Raw genomic sequence first — 15,223 nt, 5'->3', positions numbered from 1 at the left:
AAGTGCGGTGCGCGCGTATTCGAGCATGGCATGGTCTACAGTTGCGAGAAAGCGCTCGGCCCGGGCAAGACCTGCGATTTCCGCTCCGGGCGACTCATCCTCCAGCAACCCATCGAGCGCGAGCAGATGCAGAAGCTGCTGGCTGCCGGGCGAACCGATCTCCTGACCGGCTTTGTTTCCAAGAAGGGACGTCGCTTCAAGGCCTTTCTCGTAAAGAACCCGGACGGAAAGATCGGCTTCGAATTCCAGGCGCGCGTACCGAAAGAAAAGAGCGCGCATAAGCCGGCTGAAGCGGCGCCGGAAAAAGGCGTCGAAGAAAAACCGGTGAGGCGCCGCAGGAAGGGCGGCGCCAGCTAGGCGCGCTAGACGTCCAGGTTCCGCACTCCGAGCGCGTTGGACTCGATGAACGCTCGCCGGGGCTCGACTTCATCGCCCATGAGCTTCGTGAAGATCTCGTCCGCGGCGATCCCATCTTCGATTTGCACACGCAACAGCCGCCGGCTGCTCGTATCCATCGTCGTTTCCCAGAGCTGCTCGGGGTTCATCTCGCCGAGACCCTTGTAGCGCTGAACGTGGATCCCCTTGCCATCGCCGTCCCCTCGGAGCCGCTCGAGGATCTCATCCCGCTCCTGGTCCGAGTAGGCGTAAATTTCCTGCTTTCCCTTGGCGATGCGGTACAGCGGGGGTTGCGCGATGTACACCATCCCCTCCTCGATCAGCTGCCGCATCTGCCGGAAGAAGAAGGTCAGCAACAGCGTGCGAATGTGGGCGCCGTCCACGTCCGCGTCGGTCATGAGGATGATCTTGTGGTAGCGGGCGCCCGCCACGTCGAACTCGTCCTCGCCGATCCCCGTGCCGATCGCCGTGATGATGGCCCGGATCTCGTCGTTCGAGAGCACCTTGTCGAAGCGCGCACGCTCCACATTCAGGATTTTCCCCTTCAGCGGAAGGATCGCCTGGAAGGACCGGTCCCGACCCTGCTTGGCCGAACCACCCGCGGAATCACCCTCCACGATGTAGAGCTCGGAGATCTCCGGGTTGTTCACTGAGCAGTCGGCCAGCTTGCCGGGCAGCACGCCGGTCTCCAGCGCGCTCTTCTTGCGGGTCAGGTCACGCGCCTTGCGCGCCGCCTCGCGAGCGCGCGCCGCGGAGAGCGCCTTCTCGATGATCGCCCTGGCCGCCGAGGGATTCTCCTCCAGGAACTCGGCGAGCTTATCGTTCACCACGCTCTCCACCGCCCCCTTCACCTCGCTGTTGCCCAGCTTGGTCTTCGTTTGCCCCTCGAACTGCGGCTCCTTCACCTTCACCGAGAGCACACAGGTCAGCCCCTCCCGCACGTCGTCACCGGAAAGGGCGTCCAGCCCTCCCTTCTTGAAGAGCCCGGCCTTGCGGGCGTAGTCATTGATCGTACGCGTCAGCGCCGACTTGAAGCCGGTGAGGTGTGTGCCGCCCTCATGGGTGTTGATGTTGTTGACGAAGGTGAACGTGTTCTCGTTGTAGCCGTCGTCGTACTGCAGCGCGACCTCGATCTCCGCTTCCTCGCGCGACGCCTCGATGTAGATGGGCTCCGGGTGCAGCGGCTTGCGCGACCCGCGGAGGTATTCGACGAAGGTCTTCAGCCCTCCCTCGTAGTGGTACTCCTCGAAGCGAGGGAGCCCCGTTTCCTCGTCGATGCGTCTTTCATCCGTCAACGTCAGGCGCACGCCCTTGTTCAGGAAGGCGAGCTCGCGCAGACGATTGGAGAGCGTGTCGAAGGAATAATCCGTATCCGGGAAGATCTCGGGATCCGGCTTGAAGGATACCGTGGTACCCGTCTCACGCGGGGGGACCTTCCCCACCTCCTTGAGCGGGTCCGTGCGGTTTCCGCGCTCGAAGCCGATCTCGTAGATCTTTCCGTCGCGCTTCACCATCACCCGCAGCCACTCGGAAAGGGCGTTCACGACCGACACGCCCACCCCGTGCAGTCCTCCCGAAACCTTGTAGGATCCCGTCCCCTGATTGTCGAACTTACCGCCGGCGTGCAGAACGGTCAGCGCCAGCTCCACGGCGGGCAGCCCCTCGGTGGGATGGATGTCCACCGGAATCCCACGACCATTGTCGACGACGGTGATAGAATTGTCCGGATGGATCACCACGTCGATGGTGTCGGCGAACCCCGCCAGCGCCTCGTCGATGGAATTGTCCACGACCTCGTACACCAGGTGATGGAGCCCTCGCGGACCCGTAGACCCGATGTACATGCCGGGGCGCTTGCGGACGGCCTCCAGGCCCTTGAGAACCTGGATCTGTCCCGCGTTGTATTCGTGAGCTGTGCTGGTCTTTGCCATCGATTCTGGTAGGGCGGGTTCGAAGCGATAAGAAGTGCTAATTGGTACCCCCGAAGGGTGGGAAGGTGCCAAAATTCCGACCCGATTCGGCCCCTGGTGCCACCTCTCCCCCACAAACGACAACGGACGGCCTGAACCGGACTTGCGTCATCCGGATCAGCCGTCCATTACCAGGATGATTTGGCGGAATCTCGCCGCCTGCTTTCCCGCGTTCACCCGGCGGAGAAGCTCCTGTTTTATCAGGCTGAGCTCCATCAGCCAGGCGGAGGTCGTCACCCCCACGACGAGTACCCCGTCGGCGGCCCGCTTCACGCGCGTTACGGCGGCGATCTTGGGGCCGACAAGCTCGGGCCACTCGGTGAAGACCGCCGCCGCGTCCACCCCCTCCCGCAACCCGCTCCGATCCAGATAGCTCGCCAGCAGGTCCCGCACGAGCTGCGGTTGGCTGGCGCTCGTGCGAGCCACACCCCGAACGGGATGCGGGCCTGCAGCACGGTTCGATCGTGGGTGCGGTCGGTCGCCGTCGCGCGTCACAGATTCCGGGGCGGATGGGCCAGTGTCGTAGACGCTGAAATTTACCGCTACGGACCCGTCGCGTCAAAGTGGAAACAGTCTCCCCTCTCGCAGCCCCCAGCGCGGGAGAACCATCCCGCGAACCTCGACGTCGGTGGCCTTCGGCGCGGTAAGGATCACCTGCCCCTCACCCCGCTCCTCGATCCAGTCGAGGATGCGTCGCGAGCGCCCGGGATCCAGCTCGGCAAAGACGTCGTCGAGCAGCATGAGCGGCTCGCGGCCGGTGGTCTCGCGGCGGCTGTCCGCCTCGAGCATTCGCAGCGCGACTGCCGCGGTACGCTGCTGCCCTCCTGAACCGTACGCCCGCAGGTCGGTCCACGCCTCGGTTCCGTCGGTACGCACCCGGATGCGAAGGTTATCGCGATGCGGTCCCACCAGGGTCGCCCCACGCCGGCGCTCCCGTTCCCGCGACCGCTCCAGCGCCTCGAGCAATGCCGCGGCGATATCCGCCCGCTCCACGCCCACCTCCGCCAAATCGATCGACCCGGCGTAGTCCAGCTGGGCCTCGCTGCCGCCGCCGATGCGATGGACGTGTGATCGAAAGGCCTCCCGCCGTTCGCTCACCCACCGTAGGCGTGCGGCGATCACCCGGCTCCCCCAGTCCGCCAGCCCCGCATCCCAGGCTCCCACCAGCTCGGCGGGTGCACCCTCGCGCAACAGCGCGTTGCGCCGCAGCAGGACCTGGCGATACCGCTGCAGCCACTCCAGGTAGCCGGGAACGGCCAGGGAGAGGACGATGTCCAGGAAGCGCCGGCGTTCCGCGGGGCTTCCGGCCACGATGGCCACGTCAGCCGGAGAGAAGACCACCACTCCCACCGAGCCGATCGCGTCTCCGATCCGCTCCGGCTCCTGGCCGTCGATCGTGACCTTCTTGCGCCGCGATCGCCGGTCGAGCGCCGCCGCCACGGTACGGGTGCGTCCCTCGATCGTGAGCTTCCCCTCGACGCGGAAAAAGTCGGCCCCGAAGCGCACCAGCTGTTCGTCCGGCGCGCCCCGAAAGGACCGGAAGATCTCGAGATAGTAGATCGCCTCGAGAAAGTTGGTCTTCCCCTGCCCGTTGTCCGCCACCACCGCCATCCCCGCCGCCGGCAGATCCACGCGCTGATCTGCGAGGTTGCGAAAGCCGGACAGCGCGAGCGAAGCAAGCATCGGTGCGGGGCGGAGAAATTACGAATTACGAATTACGAGTTACGGATGACCGTCGTGATTTGCGAGTTGCAGCGCTGATCCGCAGGTATCCTGTATTCGTCAGTTCGCCGATTGAATCTGCCGTATCAGCTGGCGTCCCACCATTCGTAATTCGTAATTCGTAATTCCGTCAGAGTCCCAGACTGAGCACCCCGGCCTCGTGGCGGAGGAGCCACTCCTTCTTCCCCAGCGCGTCGCCGCGGCCCCACTCGCCCAGATACCCGCCGAGGGCGCCGTTGGCGGCGACGACGCGGTGGCAGGGGACGATAATGGGGAAGGGATTGTGGGCGTTGACCTGACCGACGGCGCGGGCGGCGCCGGGGCGGCCGGTTGCCCGAGCGACGTCGAGGTAGGTACGTACCTCGCCGTAAGGGATCTGCAGGAGGGCGTACCGAACGGCGACCTGGAAGGGGGTAGCCGCGGGGCGGAGGGGCAGGTCGAAGCTGCGACGCTCCCCGGCGAAGTACTCGGCGAGCTGTCGCGCCAGCTCAGTCCCCAGGGAGTCGGTGCGTGCCGGGGCGTCGCGGGTGCCGGCAGGGGGATGCTCACCCGCGGGCCAGAAGCGGATGTCGCGGAGCGCATCGGGGTCGTACTCCGCGAGCAGAAGGCCGACCGGCGAGTGAAGCAGCAGTTTCACAGCTCGGCAGCGCGGCCGGAAAGATCGCAGGGAAGCGCCCGCCTCACCGGCCCGAGAACCGGGGGGAACGCTTCTCCAGGAACGCCGACATCCCTTCCCGCATGTCGTCGCTCGCCGCCAGCACGCCGAAGAGGTGGGCCTCGGTGGCAAGCGCGGCGTCGATCTCCATCCCCTCGCCCCGGTGGACGCTTTCGATCGCCATGCCCACCGCGAGCGGTCCGTTCGCGACGATGCGCTCCAGCAGGCGCCTGGCCTCCTTCAGCAGCTCGCCGGGCTCGGCCAGGCGGTTCACGAGGCCGATGCGGTGAGCTTCCGCCGCATCGATCATCTCACCGGTGAGGATCAGCTCCAGCGCGCGCCCCCGCCCGATCAGACGCGGCAGGCGAACCGTTCCGCCGTAACCGGGTATAACTCCAAGCGTTACCTCCGGAAGGCCGAGCTTCGCGGTGGTGGCGGCAACGCGAAGATGGCAGGCGAGCGCCAGCTCGCACCCGCCGCCGAGCGCGTAGCCGTTCACCGCGGCCACCACGGGTTTGCCCGAGCGTTCGACCCGACTGAAGACCTCCTGGCCCAACCGGCTCGTCTCCACCGCCTCGAGCGGACCCAGCGCCGCCAGCTCGGCAATGTCGGCTCCCGCTGCGAAGGCTCTCTCTCCGGTACCGGTGATGATCATCCCCCGCACACCTTCCGCCTCGCGGACGAGCTCCATCGCCTCGCCCAGTTCCAGCAGGGTAGCGCGATCCAGCGCGTTCAGCTTGTCGGGTCGATCGATCGTCAGCGTGGCGACGGGCTCGCCCAGGTCGAGCCGCAGATTGCGGAAGGAAGACATCGTGGGTACCGCGGAAGGGGGACGATTGTCAGCCGTCGCCGTTCGCCGGGCGGCGCGTCCGTCTGCGGCTGATCGTGAAGGCGACCGGCTCGCCCTGGTCCGGCCCCTCGGGCACCACGGTCTCCACCGTGATCCGCCGGATGACTCCGCGAGCATCCTCGAGGCTGATCTCGAAATCGAGCCCCAGCTCCTCGGATAGGATGCGCGTGCGGACCCTGGACCCCGGCTCCCCCTGCGGTGGCTCGGGGTTCCGACAGAGTGTCTTGGTGGACTGGCGCCCGGAGGCGAGATCCCGCGTCACCTTGACCTGGTAGAACCAGTCCGGCTGATAACTCACCAGGTAGGTGCGCCCGAGCTGGTCCTCTCCCCGTCCCTCGCGGTTATGGCGTGCCATGGCGCTCTCCGCTGATCGAAAACCCCCGTTTTTTGGCCGTCGATCAATCTCTGGCGTGGCGGCCGGCTTTGTCAAGATTGTGGAATTTTTTCGGATCGCGAAAGCACCAGGATCCGCTATACTTGAAGAGGAAGCGGGATGAAGGTGAGGATGAAAATCGCAATACAGGTCCAGCCGACCAGCTGACGCCCAGGGCTCACGGGCGGAACAGGATCGAAAACTGAGGGGTGGCGGATCCGCCCCCGACCGATCAGCAGGATCACCAACACCCAGAACCACCACCCCCACCACCACGTCCCGAGCACGACCAGCGCGCCCAGGAAGACCATACCCAGCACTCGTTGCCCCCGCCCGAAGAGCGCGTAGAGGATGTGCCCTCCGTCGAGCTGGGCGAGGGGGACCAGGTTCATCGCGGTGAGGAAGAGACCGAGCCACCCGGCGAAGGCCAGCGGATGCAGGAACAGGGCGTTGTCTCCAGGGGCGGCGATGGCTCGCAGGAGATGGAAGAGCAGCGAGTCTCCCAGCCAGATCCGTTGACCGGCGAAGGCTACGACGTAGGGGGCCGCGGGATCCGGCGGAAGCGTGGAGAAAGGGTAGCTCCAGACGAGCCCGACAAGAGAGACGGGAATCGACAGGAAGAAGCTGACCAGTGGCCCGCCCGCACCCACGTCCAGCAGCACTGATCGGTTGATGACCACTGAGCGCAAGCGGATGAACGCACCGAAGGTACCGATGAAGTTGATCCAGTTCGGAGCTGGCACGAAATAGGGTGGCGAGACGTTCATTCCCCGGCGGCGGGCCATGAGGTAGTGGCCCAGCTCGTGGCCCAGCAGGATGATCATCAGGGGAAGGGAGAAAAGCAGTCCCGCGGGCAGACTGGGCGGATGCAGACCCACCGGGAACGGTAGCCACAGCGGCCCCAGATCGACCCAGCGCAGGACCAGAGGGGCACGACCCAGGATGTACGCTCCGGCAACCGTCGTGGTGAAGAGGGTAAGAGCAGCGAGCAGAACGTGGAGCCACCACCGTTCGGGCTTCGGGGGGAGGTGGCGACGGACCAGCGTGACCTGTGTGCCGTATGACGTATGGTGCAGAAAGTGCGTCCCGCCCCAGTCGGTCAGCACCCGCTGGACTTCAGGGTCATCCGGATCTCGGTGAGGAGCAAGGATTCCCCGAACGATTTCATCGCCTCGAATCACCAGGCTGCGAGCCTCGGAAAACAGGCTCAACAGCTCGGCCATCGTGACCTTGACCGTTGTTTCTGCTGGCGTTATGTTGGCCGAATCGTCCGAAAAATGCTGCATCTCACCATCCGGGCCCATGCGCCCCGCCTCACACCGTCGGCTTCTCAAGAGGCCATAGGCAGTGCACTGTGATCGGTCTCCCCGATGGGGTAGGCCGCGTCCCTAGATTACGATTCGGAGCAGAGAGTGGACATATCCGCACTTAAATCCAAAACCATCGCCGAGTTGCACGAGATGGCGGAGGGCCTGAACATCTCGAACTACTCAGGACTCCGCAAGCAGGACCTCATCTTCCGCATCGAGCAGAATCTCCTGGATTCAGAGGTCGTGCTGCGGGGTGAAGGGGTGCTCGAGGTCCTCCCCGAGGGCTACGGCTTCCTCCGTTCTCAGGATTGGAACTACCTGTACGGCCCGGACGACATCTACGTCTCTCCCAGCCAGATCAAGCGCTTTGACCTGCGGACCGGTGATACGGTCCTGGGACAGGTGCGCCCGCCCAAGGAGGGGGAGCGCTACCTGGCGCTGCTGAAGGTCGAGAAGGTCAACGGGGACGATCCGGACCGCGCCAAGCATCGCATCGCCTTCGATAACCTGCGGCCCCGCTATCCGGATGAGCGGATCCGCTTGGAGACGAAAGACGGCGACCTGTCAATGCGGGTGATGGACCTGATGGCACCGCTGGGCAAGGGGCAACGCGGTCTGATCGTGGCCCCTCCCAAGGCGGGTAAGACGATCCTCATGCAGAAGATCGCCAACGCCATCACCGAGAATCACCCCGAGATCCACCTCATCATCCTCCTGATCGACGAGCGACCGGAGGAGGTCACGGACATGGAGGAAAACGTCCGTGGCGAGGTGATCTCGTCGACCTTCGATGAGCCGGCCGACCGTCATACGCAGGTGGCCGAGATGGTGCTGGAGAAGGCCAAACGCCTGGTCGAGCACGGCCGCGACGTGGTGATCCTGCTGGACTCGATCACGCGCCTGGCCCGGGCCTACAACGTGACGGTGCCGCATTCCGGGAAGATCCTCTCGGGCGGTGTCGACGCGAACGCGCTGCACAAGCCCAAGCGGTTCTTCGGCGCGGCGCGAAACATCGACGGCGGCGGGAGCCTGACCATTGTCGCGACGGCGCTGGTGGACACCGGCAGCCGGATGGACGAGGTGATCTTCGAGGAGTTCAAGGGCACCGGTAACATGGAGCTCGTCCTCGACCGGCACATCGCCGACAAGCGGATCTTCCCCGCCATCGACATCAACCGCTCCGGCACCCGGAAGGAAGACCTGCTGCTCGACGAGCAGGAGCTCAGCCGCGTCTACCTGCTGCGCAACTTCCTCTCCGACATGCCGCCCGCGGAGGCCATCGAGTTCCTCCTCGGCCGCATGAAGAAGACGAAGAACAATAAGGAATTCCTCGACAGCATGGCCAAGGGGGGCTGACGGCTGGGGGGTAATTACGGGCCGGCGTCCGAGTGGACGCCGGCCCGTTCTGCTGCATCTCCGCTGGTAATTCGTAATTCGTAATTCGTAATTCCTGCAGCGCTACCAGCTACTCCTCCACAACTCCGCGATAGGTGGGGTGCACCACCAGCTCGCCCTCCTCGATGACCTTGCGGTCCCAGGGGAAGACGATGAGGGCGTCGGTGACGAGGGCGTGGAAGTCCGGCTGGTAGCCGTTGGGGCGGCAGAAGCAGGCGGCGGTGCGGATCTCCAGGGGGAGGACGTCGCGCAGAGTAGCCAGGGCGAGGCGCATGGTCTCGCCGCTGGTGGTCAGCTCGTCCACCAGCAGAACTCGCTGACCCCTCACCTGGGGCGGCGCGGTGGAGAGGAGCTCCGGACGGTCCCCTTCGGCGCGGCGCGTTATCTTCAGGCTGTAGAAGTCGACCTGGAGGATATCCGCGATCACCGCCGCGGGGATGACCCCTGCGGTGGCGATCCCGACCACCACGTCCGGGTCGTACTCGCGGTAAACGCGCAGCGCCAGCGCGCGGCACAGCTCGCCGAAGAGTTCCCAGGAGAGCTCGAAGATCTCCTGCGAAGCACCGCCCGCAAGCGCAGGCTTGGGGTATCCGGCCTGAACCATGCGCGCCTCCAGATAGGGAATGCAGGGAACTGCTCCAATATTCAACCGCCGTGCCGTCCCGCCAACCCACGGCTTGACTGGCCGCCTCCCGCACGGTCTTTTCCCCCTCATGTCACGGGAATCCGAGGGGGAAGACGACGACCTCCGCGCGCAGGCCGATCGTCGCCTCGCTGACGCACTGGAGCAGACCGGCCTTCCGGATCCCCGGGGCCGCTATCGAAACTGGCTCCGGGAGCTGCGCGCGCGCGACGAAGCCGCCTTCCGCAAGGCGCTGGAATACTTCGAGCAGCAGCTCGTGCCTACGGTGGCGCAACCGGACTCCGACCCGGTGCGGGAGTGGACGGAATACGGTCTGCGGTTGGCGCAACGGCTCCGGGACGGCTACCCGGTGCGCATTGACACGACCGGCCGCTCGCGGCCAACCGGGGCCGACGCGCCGCTCGAGGATCTCATCCTCCACCTCCCCACCTCGGTGCGGCAACCGCCGCTCGTGGTGCGTCTCCCCGCGAAGCTCTCGCGCGCGCAGGAGGCAACGGTGGAGCTCTTGGTGGGGAAGTAGGAGGCTATAGGCTATCAGCCATCATCCAGATGCAATCTCTCATCATCATCGGGCACGGCTCGCACCTGAGCGCTGACTCGAGTGCGCCGGTATATCGGCACGCGGAGGCCATCCGGCGGATGGGGATCTTCGACGAGGTGCGCGAGTGCTTCTGGAAGGAGGAGCCCTCGATGCGGGAGATCTTCGACCTGGTAGAGTCGGACTCGATCTACGTGGTGCCCCTCTTCATCTCCGAAGGCTACTTCACCGAGGAGGTGATTCCGCGCGAGCTCGGGCTCGACGGCCCCGCGCCCTCGGAGACCCGGCTGAACGGACGCACGGTCCACTACTGTCCTCCCGTGGGCACGCACCCGTGGATGACCCGTATGATCCTGCAGCGCGCGGAGGAGACGGCGGGCCTTTCCGATGAGGAGGCTGCCGGGGCGGGCCTCATCATCATCGGGCACGGGACGGAGCGGAACTCCAATTCGGCGGAGATCATTTATCGGGTGACCCGAGAAGCTCGCGACCTTGGCCTATTCGGGCGAGTGGAGGCGGGGTTTCTCGACCAGGAACCGGCGGTAGGCGACGTGCTCGCGGCCATGGACGATCGGGAGGTGGTGCTGGTTCCCTTCTTTGTCGCGGAGGGGTGGCACACCCAGGAGACGATCCCCGACGACCTGGGCATCAATCGCCCCACCATCTCGTCCATGACCGAAGTGGCCGGTCGGCGCGTCCACTACGCGGCGCCGGTGGGGACCTTCCCGGAGGTGGCAGAGATCATCCTCCAGCGCGCCCGGGAGGCGGGCGCGGCGATTCCGCGTCGACCTGTCTCGGGCGATCGAGAGGTAGCAGGTGTCTGAAGCATCGACAGTACGGGGTTCCCACGCGCCGTCAGGGGTCGCCGCGGCCCGACGTGCGCTGGTCGATTGGGTCCGGAGCGCGGGCGGGGAGGGTCGCGTCTTCCTGCAGGTCCACCTACAGCCGAACGGGGAGCGCTTCACTGTGCGCCATGTCGCGGACCGCGGGCGGCCGACCTCCGAACTGACCTCCTACGGCGACCCGTTCCAGGCGCGAATTCTGGCGCAGACGACCGCGGACGGCGCGCACCGACCTCTCAAGACCAGCCCGAATCTGCAGGGAGGCTGGTGCTTCGAAGGGCTGGACGAGCGCGGCCTCTGGACCGTCCTGGACTACCTCTATCCGGCGGCGGTGCCCCACTGGCACGCCGGGCGCGAGGGAACCCTGCGGGTCACGCACTGGTCCGAGACGGCCGGTCGGCAGAGCGGCATCTACTCCGCAGTGCGCTTGCTCCCGCCCGACGCGGTCCGCGACGCGGTACGTGCCTGCTGCAATGACGCGGTGTGCCTGCGACGAGTCGCGTGGGGGATGAGTCCGGAGGAACCCACACCCCTGGACTCGGAAGGGATCCCCGGGAGCGAGGCTGAAGAGCTGCAGCCGGAGCGCAAGGACGCCGAGGCTCCGGGTGAAGCAGAGCGGGTGCCCTGCCCCGAGGCCTGTTCCATGTTCATCTCCTTCGCCCGAGCGGCGCTCCAGGTGGAGCGCTCGCCTCGGACTCCGGTGGAGGGGCTCGGGTGTCTGAACGCGCTCGAGCGGGAGCAGATCGTGGAGCTGGTGGAGACGGCGGGGGGACTGCGGGACAACACGGCCCGCGAAGGAGAGTTCGAGCTCCCTCTCAACCAACGGCGGCTACGCTACCTCGCACTGCGGATGCGTAGCCTTCGGCGGTCCGAGGAAGGCTGATACGCCACCTCCGCGGAGATCCGGACGGGCTCCTGACAACGGATTGTGACCGATGCCACAATCGTCGGTGCTGCAAGCATTTTGGTGGGGGAGACCCATTGTGGATCGATAGAGGGCTCGTTATCCTCCTGCCACACTTTCTGATCAACCCCAGCGGCGGATATTCAGGTCTACGGAGATTGTCATGACGTACGTCATCACGGAACCCTGCATCGGCACCAAAGACGCGAGTTGCGTGGAGGTGTGCCCGGTCGATTGCATCTACGAGGCGGAGGATATGTACTACATCAACCCCGACGAGTGCATCGACTGCGGTGCCTGCGAGCCCGAGTGCCCGGTGCAGGCCATCTTCCCCGATACCGACGTGCCGCCCGAGTGGTCCGAGTACATCGAGCGCAACCGGGAGCTCTCGGGTCTGTAGGACGAGCGTCCGATAGCGCGAAAGACGCGAAGGGCACGATCGACCAGGGAGGATCCGGTCGATCGTGCCCTTCGGCGTTTTCCTTCTACGATGCCCGCGGGCCCTACTCGGTGAAGAGCTTGTGCCCGTGGTTCTTCTTCCCCTGCACGAAAGCGGCGTAGCCGTTGTCAGGGTCGCGCCCTCGCTGCAGCGCACGATCCACCGTGCCGGGGCCCCGGTTGTACGCGAGCAAGGCGAGCTTCACGTTGCCGTCGTACTTCTCGAGCAGATAGCGCAGGTAGCGGAACCCGAGATCGAGGTTCGTCTTGGGATCACGCAGCGCAGTGCGGCTGACCCCCGGCTTGAGCCAGCGCGCGGTGGACGGCATCAGCTGGGTGAGCCCCACCGCACCTACTGGACTGGTGGCCGACGTGCGGAAGGAGCTCTCGGCTCGGACCAGCCCGAAGGCGAGGTCGATGTCGATGCCGTGCTTCAGCGCCGCCTCGGTGATCGAGTTCACCAGATCATTCGAGAGGGCGAACCCCTCCAACCGGTACTTCTCAGCGATACGCCGTGCCTCGCGCGCCGTGGCCTGCCTCGCCCAGAGCTCCGAGACAGTCGGCTCTTCCGGCTTCACCATCACCGGGGCGAGCAGCGCGGCGTCATCGGCGGCGTCGTGCCGGCTCCACACTGCGGCCATCTGAACTCCGGCCGTCATCAGCAGCAGCGCGAGCACCACGGGCCGACGGAGAAGCTGCGGAATCCCCTCCCCCGGCCGATGGGCACGATGCGGCGTCGATAAGTTCGTGTTTCGTCGAAACACGGACATTACCTCCTTGCTTGAGCCCGGGCGCGCACGCCGTACCGGCCGCCCACACCCGACGTTCCCGCAAAATACAACGAGCGCCAAACTAACCGCTTATCCGTTGTATGTCAACCGGTTAGCCCCTCGCAAGAGGGACTCGCAATCTCCATTTTATGAAAACATTTGATCCAAGCCCGTGCTTACCGAGGGCGTTCTCGACCGGCCAATTGCCCGCGCTTTCCTTCGCTGCGGAGCGGGCGGCCAGAGCGGGTTGGCCTGGGGGGAGGGGCGGAAAGTGTGCCTCGCCGGGCGGCGTTGCTTGCCTCCCCCACCGCGGCGCCCCCAACTTGCCGGGCCGCCGATGGACGCGCGGCTGAGATCGGGAACACTGGAGACTCGAACGTGCGCGTTACCCTGGATCCGGCCTTCGACTTCGAGCTGCCGGAGGGCTGGACTGCCGAAATAGACGAGGAAGGGGGAGTCGCCGTCACCGGACATGACGGTGTGGGGCTCCTTCACCTCATCGCCTTCGAGCAGGACGAGGACGAGGAGCTCGACCCCGCGGAAGAGCTGTACATCTTCCTCGAGGACCAGGGCATCGAGTTGGAGGAGGACGAGATCGAGGACCTCGCCCTCCCCTCCGGAGCGGCGCTCTCGCTGTGCGAGTATCTCTCCGAAGGGGAAGACGAAGAAGACGAGGATCCGGGGGCGGCCGAGACCACCTACTGGCTGGTCGCGGTCGCTACGATTCCCGGGAACCTCGTCTTCTGCAGCTACACTTGCCCCGCCGGATTCGAGGAAGTGGAACGGGAGGCGGTGCACTCCCTCCTCACCACCCTGCGACTTTCCCCGCCTGGCAGGTGACCCAGGTCACAGCGCGGCCTCGAGGATCTCCTGCATCTGATCGGGGGTGAAGTAGTAGGCTTCGTTGCAGAAGTGGCAGACCACCTCGGTCCGGTCGTTCTCTTCCTCGGCGATGATCCGCTCGATCTCCTCGCTCCCTAGGGTGACGATCGCCGCCTGGAAACGCTCGCGCGAGCACGGGCAGGCGAAGCGCACGGGGTAGCGATCCAGGGGCTCGACCTCGTCGCCGAAGATCCTTTTCAGGATCTCTTCCGGACTGAGGCCGTCGCGGATCAGGCGCGTGGGGTGAGGGAGCTTCGCGATCTCCTCCTCGATCTGCGCCGCCTCGGCTTCGCTCAGGCCCGGCAGGAGCTGGACGAGAAAGCCGCCCGCCGCCTCCACGAAGCCTTCCGGCACCACGAAGACGCCCACGCCCACGGCGGAGGGCGTCTGCTCGCTGCGTACCAGATAATGAGCCAGGTCATCGCCGATCTCACCGCTGAGCAGCTCTACCATGCCGCTGTACGGCTCCCGCATTCCCAGATCCTTGGTCACTGCCAGGTAGCCGTTGGTGCCGACCACCCCGCGGACGTTGAGCTTGCCCGGGCGTATGCTCTCTGCGTGGGCGTGCGGGTTACCGACCAGCCCCCGCACTTCGCCCAAGCCGGTGGCGGTCGCGAGAATGCGTCCTGCCGGGCCACCTCCGCGGACATCCACCGTCAGCACCTGGTGCGCCTCCTTCAGCGAGGCGGCGGCAAGCAGGAGCGCCCCCATCGCGGTGCGTCCGATCGCCGCGGTCACCACCGGGGAGGTGTCGTGGCGGCGCCGCAGCTCCTCCACGAGCCCCGTCCCCGACATCGAGAATGCCCGGACCTTGCCGCCGAGAGCGGTGGCACGGACCATGTAATCAGACGTCATCGTAATCAGCGATTCTGTTCGTTCATCCCGGCGCGCCGAGGGGCCGATGCTCCTTTCGGAGGCCGCTGCGCGCCGGTCGCTTGCGCGTCCCCGGGGAACGGAAGCGGGACAGGGGAACGCTATACCCCCGGGCGGCCCGAAAGAGCCGCGCCGATCGCCCTTGCAGCGCGTTCGCGAGGCTCATAGGGTGTAAGCAAGTCGTAGCAGGGCTGACGAATCTGCCCTTCGGCGCGACTCAGTCGAACTTCAGCTAGCAGGAAGGAAACGGACGGAATGAACCAATCGGAGCTGGACCAGCGCTTCGACGCCCTGGCCGTGCAGGTCCACGAGTGGACCGACTCCGCGGTGGCTCTCGACGAGGGCCACTTCCCCAACGAGATGCTCAACGAGCTCGACGACATCATCGAAGAGCTGAAGGCCTTTCTCGAAGAGGCAGGACCCTCCTACAAGCGCGCGGACGTGACTGAGCTCTTCGTCACGCCGGAGATGGCCGAGGTCATCCAGCGGTTCTCCCGCGTGCGCAAGCACCTCGAGCGTGCCTGGGGCGCGCAGCTCACCGACCTGATCGAGGAGGAGGGAGAAGGCGGATTCGGCAGCATCGAGGACGACGACGAATAACCTGCCCGGCGCGCCACTCGGCGCGCCGCTCTCTCGGTCGCCGGTACTGGCTCCCAGGAAGG

At 65.8% G+C, this 15,223-nt stretch carries 18 protein-coding genes; 8 read left to right on the top strand and 10 right to left on the bottom strand.

Annotated features, from left to right (window positions below):
* On the top strand, window positions 1-357 hold a 357-nt coding region (locus tag VF167_01070; GenBank protein ID HEX6923991.1), incomplete at its 5' end, for a topoisomerase C-terminal repeat-containing protein.
* A gap of 5 nt (window positions 358-362) precedes the next feature.
* On the opposite strand, the gene gyrB is transcribed toward VF167_01070, so the two are convergent.
* From gyrB to VF167_01035, 7 genes are all read right to left on the bottom strand, one after another.
* Window positions 363-2,327: a DNA topoisomerase (ATP-hydrolyzing) subunit B gene (gene gyrB / locus VF167_01065; protein ID HEX6923990.1), complete on the bottom strand. Its 1,965-nt coding sequence runs from the start codon at window positions 2,325-2,327 to the stop codon at window positions 363-365.
* A gap of 156 nt (window positions 2,328-2,483) precedes the next feature.
* A complete protein-coding gene (locus tag VF167_01060) occupies window positions 2,484-2,792 on the bottom strand; it encodes a DUF721 domain-containing protein (protein ID HEX6923989.1) in 309 nt (102 codons plus the stop codon).
* A 132-nt stretch (window positions 2,793-2,924) separates the two neighbouring features.
* Complete coding sequence (recF, locus tag VF167_01055; protein ID HEX6923988.1) at window positions 2,925-4,049, bottom strand: DNA replication and repair protein RecF; 1,125 nt, start codon at window positions 4,047-4,049, stop codon at window positions 2,925-2,927.
* Between the two features lie 169 nt (window positions 4,050-4,218).
* Window positions 4,219-4,725: a methylated-DNA--[protein]-cysteine S-methyltransferase gene (locus VF167_01050; protein ID HEX6923987.1), complete on the bottom strand. Its 507-nt coding sequence runs from the start codon at window positions 4,723-4,725 to the stop codon at window positions 4,219-4,221.
* Window positions 4,726-4,768: 43 nt separating this feature from the next.
* Complete coding sequence (locus tag VF167_01045) at window positions 4,769-5,554, bottom strand: enoyl-CoA hydratase-related protein (protein HEX6923986.1); 786 nt, start codon at window positions 5,552-5,554, stop codon at window positions 4,769-4,771.
* A gap of 28 nt (window positions 5,555-5,582) precedes the next feature.
* The gene (locus tag VF167_01040; GenBank protein HEX6923985.1) at window positions 5,583-5,948 is read right to left on the bottom strand and encodes a hypothetical protein; all 366 of its coding nucleotides are present in this window, start codon (window positions 5,946-5,948) and stop codon (window positions 5,583-5,585) included.
* Between the two features lie 116 nt (window positions 5,949-6,064).
* On the bottom strand, window positions 6,065-7,252 hold the full coding sequence (locus tag VF167_01035) for a site-2 protease family protein (GenBank protein HEX6923984.1): 1,188 nt from the start codon (window positions 7,250-7,252) through the stop codon (window positions 6,065-6,067).
* Window positions 7,253-7,378: 126 nt separating this feature from the next.
* Here VF167_01035 and rho point away from each other — a divergent pair, with 126 nt between their 5' ends.
* Entirely contained in the window at window positions 7,379-8,632 is a 1,254-nt protein-coding gene (gene rho, locus VF167_01030; protein HEX6923983.1) for a transcription termination factor Rho, read from the top strand.
* A gap of 109 nt (window positions 8,633-8,741) precedes the next feature.
* Here the strand turns inward: rho and VF167_01025 are convergent, their stop codons facing one another.
* Window positions 8,742-9,275: a phosphoribosyltransferase family protein gene (locus tag VF167_01025; protein HEX6923982.1), complete on the bottom strand. Its 534-nt coding sequence runs from the start codon at window positions 9,273-9,275 to the stop codon at window positions 8,742-8,744.
* A 109-nt stretch (window positions 9,276-9,384) separates the two neighbouring features.
* On the opposite strand from VF167_01025, the gene VF167_01020 reads away from it, so the two are divergent.
* The 4 genes from VF167_01020 (at window position 9,385) to VF167_01005 (ending at window position 11,998) form a co-directional block, all read left to right on the top strand.
* Window positions 9,385-9,834 (top strand): hypothetical protein, encoded by a 450-nt coding sequence (locus VF167_01020; protein HEX6923981.1) that lies wholly within the window; start codon window positions 9,385-9,387, stop codon window positions 9,832-9,834.
* A gap of 29 nt (window positions 9,835-9,863) precedes the next feature.
* The gene (locus tag VF167_01015) at window positions 9,864-10,676 is read left to right on the top strand and encodes a CbiX/SirB N-terminal domain-containing protein (protein HEX6923980.1); all 813 of its coding nucleotides are present in this window, start codon (window positions 9,864-9,866) and stop codon (window positions 10,674-10,676) included.
* On the top strand, window positions 10,669-11,577 hold the full coding sequence (locus VF167_01010) for a DR2241 family protein (GenBank protein ID HEX6923979.1): 909 nt from the start codon (window positions 10,669-10,671) through the stop codon (window positions 11,575-11,577). Before VF167_01015 ends, VF167_01010 begins: the two co-directional genes overlap by 8 nt.
* A gap of 184 nt (window positions 11,578-11,761) precedes the next feature.
* Window positions 11,762-11,998, top strand: a complete 237-nt coding sequence (locus tag VF167_01005) for a ferredoxin family protein (GenBank protein HEX6923978.1) — start codon at window positions 11,762-11,764, stop codon at window positions 11,996-11,998.
* Window positions 11,999-12,101: 103 nt separating this feature from the next.
* Here VF167_01005 and VF167_01000 read toward each other — a convergent pair whose 3' ends face one another.
* A complete protein-coding gene (locus tag VF167_01000; GenBank protein ID HEX6923977.1) occupies window positions 12,102-12,806 on the bottom strand; it encodes a lytic transglycosylase domain-containing protein in 705 nt (234 codons plus the stop codon).
* A 378-nt stretch (window positions 12,807-13,184) separates the two neighbouring features.
* On the opposite strand from VF167_01000, the gene VF167_00995 reads away from it, so the two are divergent.
* A complete protein-coding gene (locus tag VF167_00995) occupies window positions 13,185-13,646 on the top strand; it encodes a hypothetical protein (GenBank protein HEX6923976.1) in 462 nt (153 codons plus the stop codon).
* A gap of 6 nt (window positions 13,647-13,652) precedes the next feature.
* Here the strand turns inward: VF167_00995 and hslO are convergent, their stop codons facing one another.
* Window positions 13,653-14,543: an Hsp33 family molecular chaperone HslO gene (gene hslO, locus VF167_00990; protein ID HEX6923975.1), complete on the bottom strand. Its 891-nt coding sequence runs from the start codon at window positions 14,541-14,543 to the stop codon at window positions 13,653-13,655.
* A gap of 273 nt (window positions 14,544-14,816) precedes the next feature.
* Between hslO and VF167_00985 the strand changes: the two genes are divergently transcribed.
* Window positions 14,817-15,161 carry a hypothetical protein gene (locus VF167_00985; GenBank protein ID HEX6923974.1) on the top strand — a complete coding sequence of 115 codons (345 nt, stop codon included), beginning with the start codon at window positions 14,817-14,819 and terminating at the stop codon, window positions 15,159-15,161.
* The last annotated feature ends 62 nt before the right edge of the window (window positions 15,162-15,223 follow it).

The sequence above is a fragment of the Longimicrobiaceae bacterium genome (assembly GCA_036375715.1).
Lineage (GTDB): Bacteria > Gemmatimonadota > Gemmatimonadetes > Longimicrobiales > Longimicrobiaceae > DASVBS01.
Note: the sequence above shows the minus strand (reverse complement) of the source record. Positions and strands in the feature narration are given on the sequence as shown.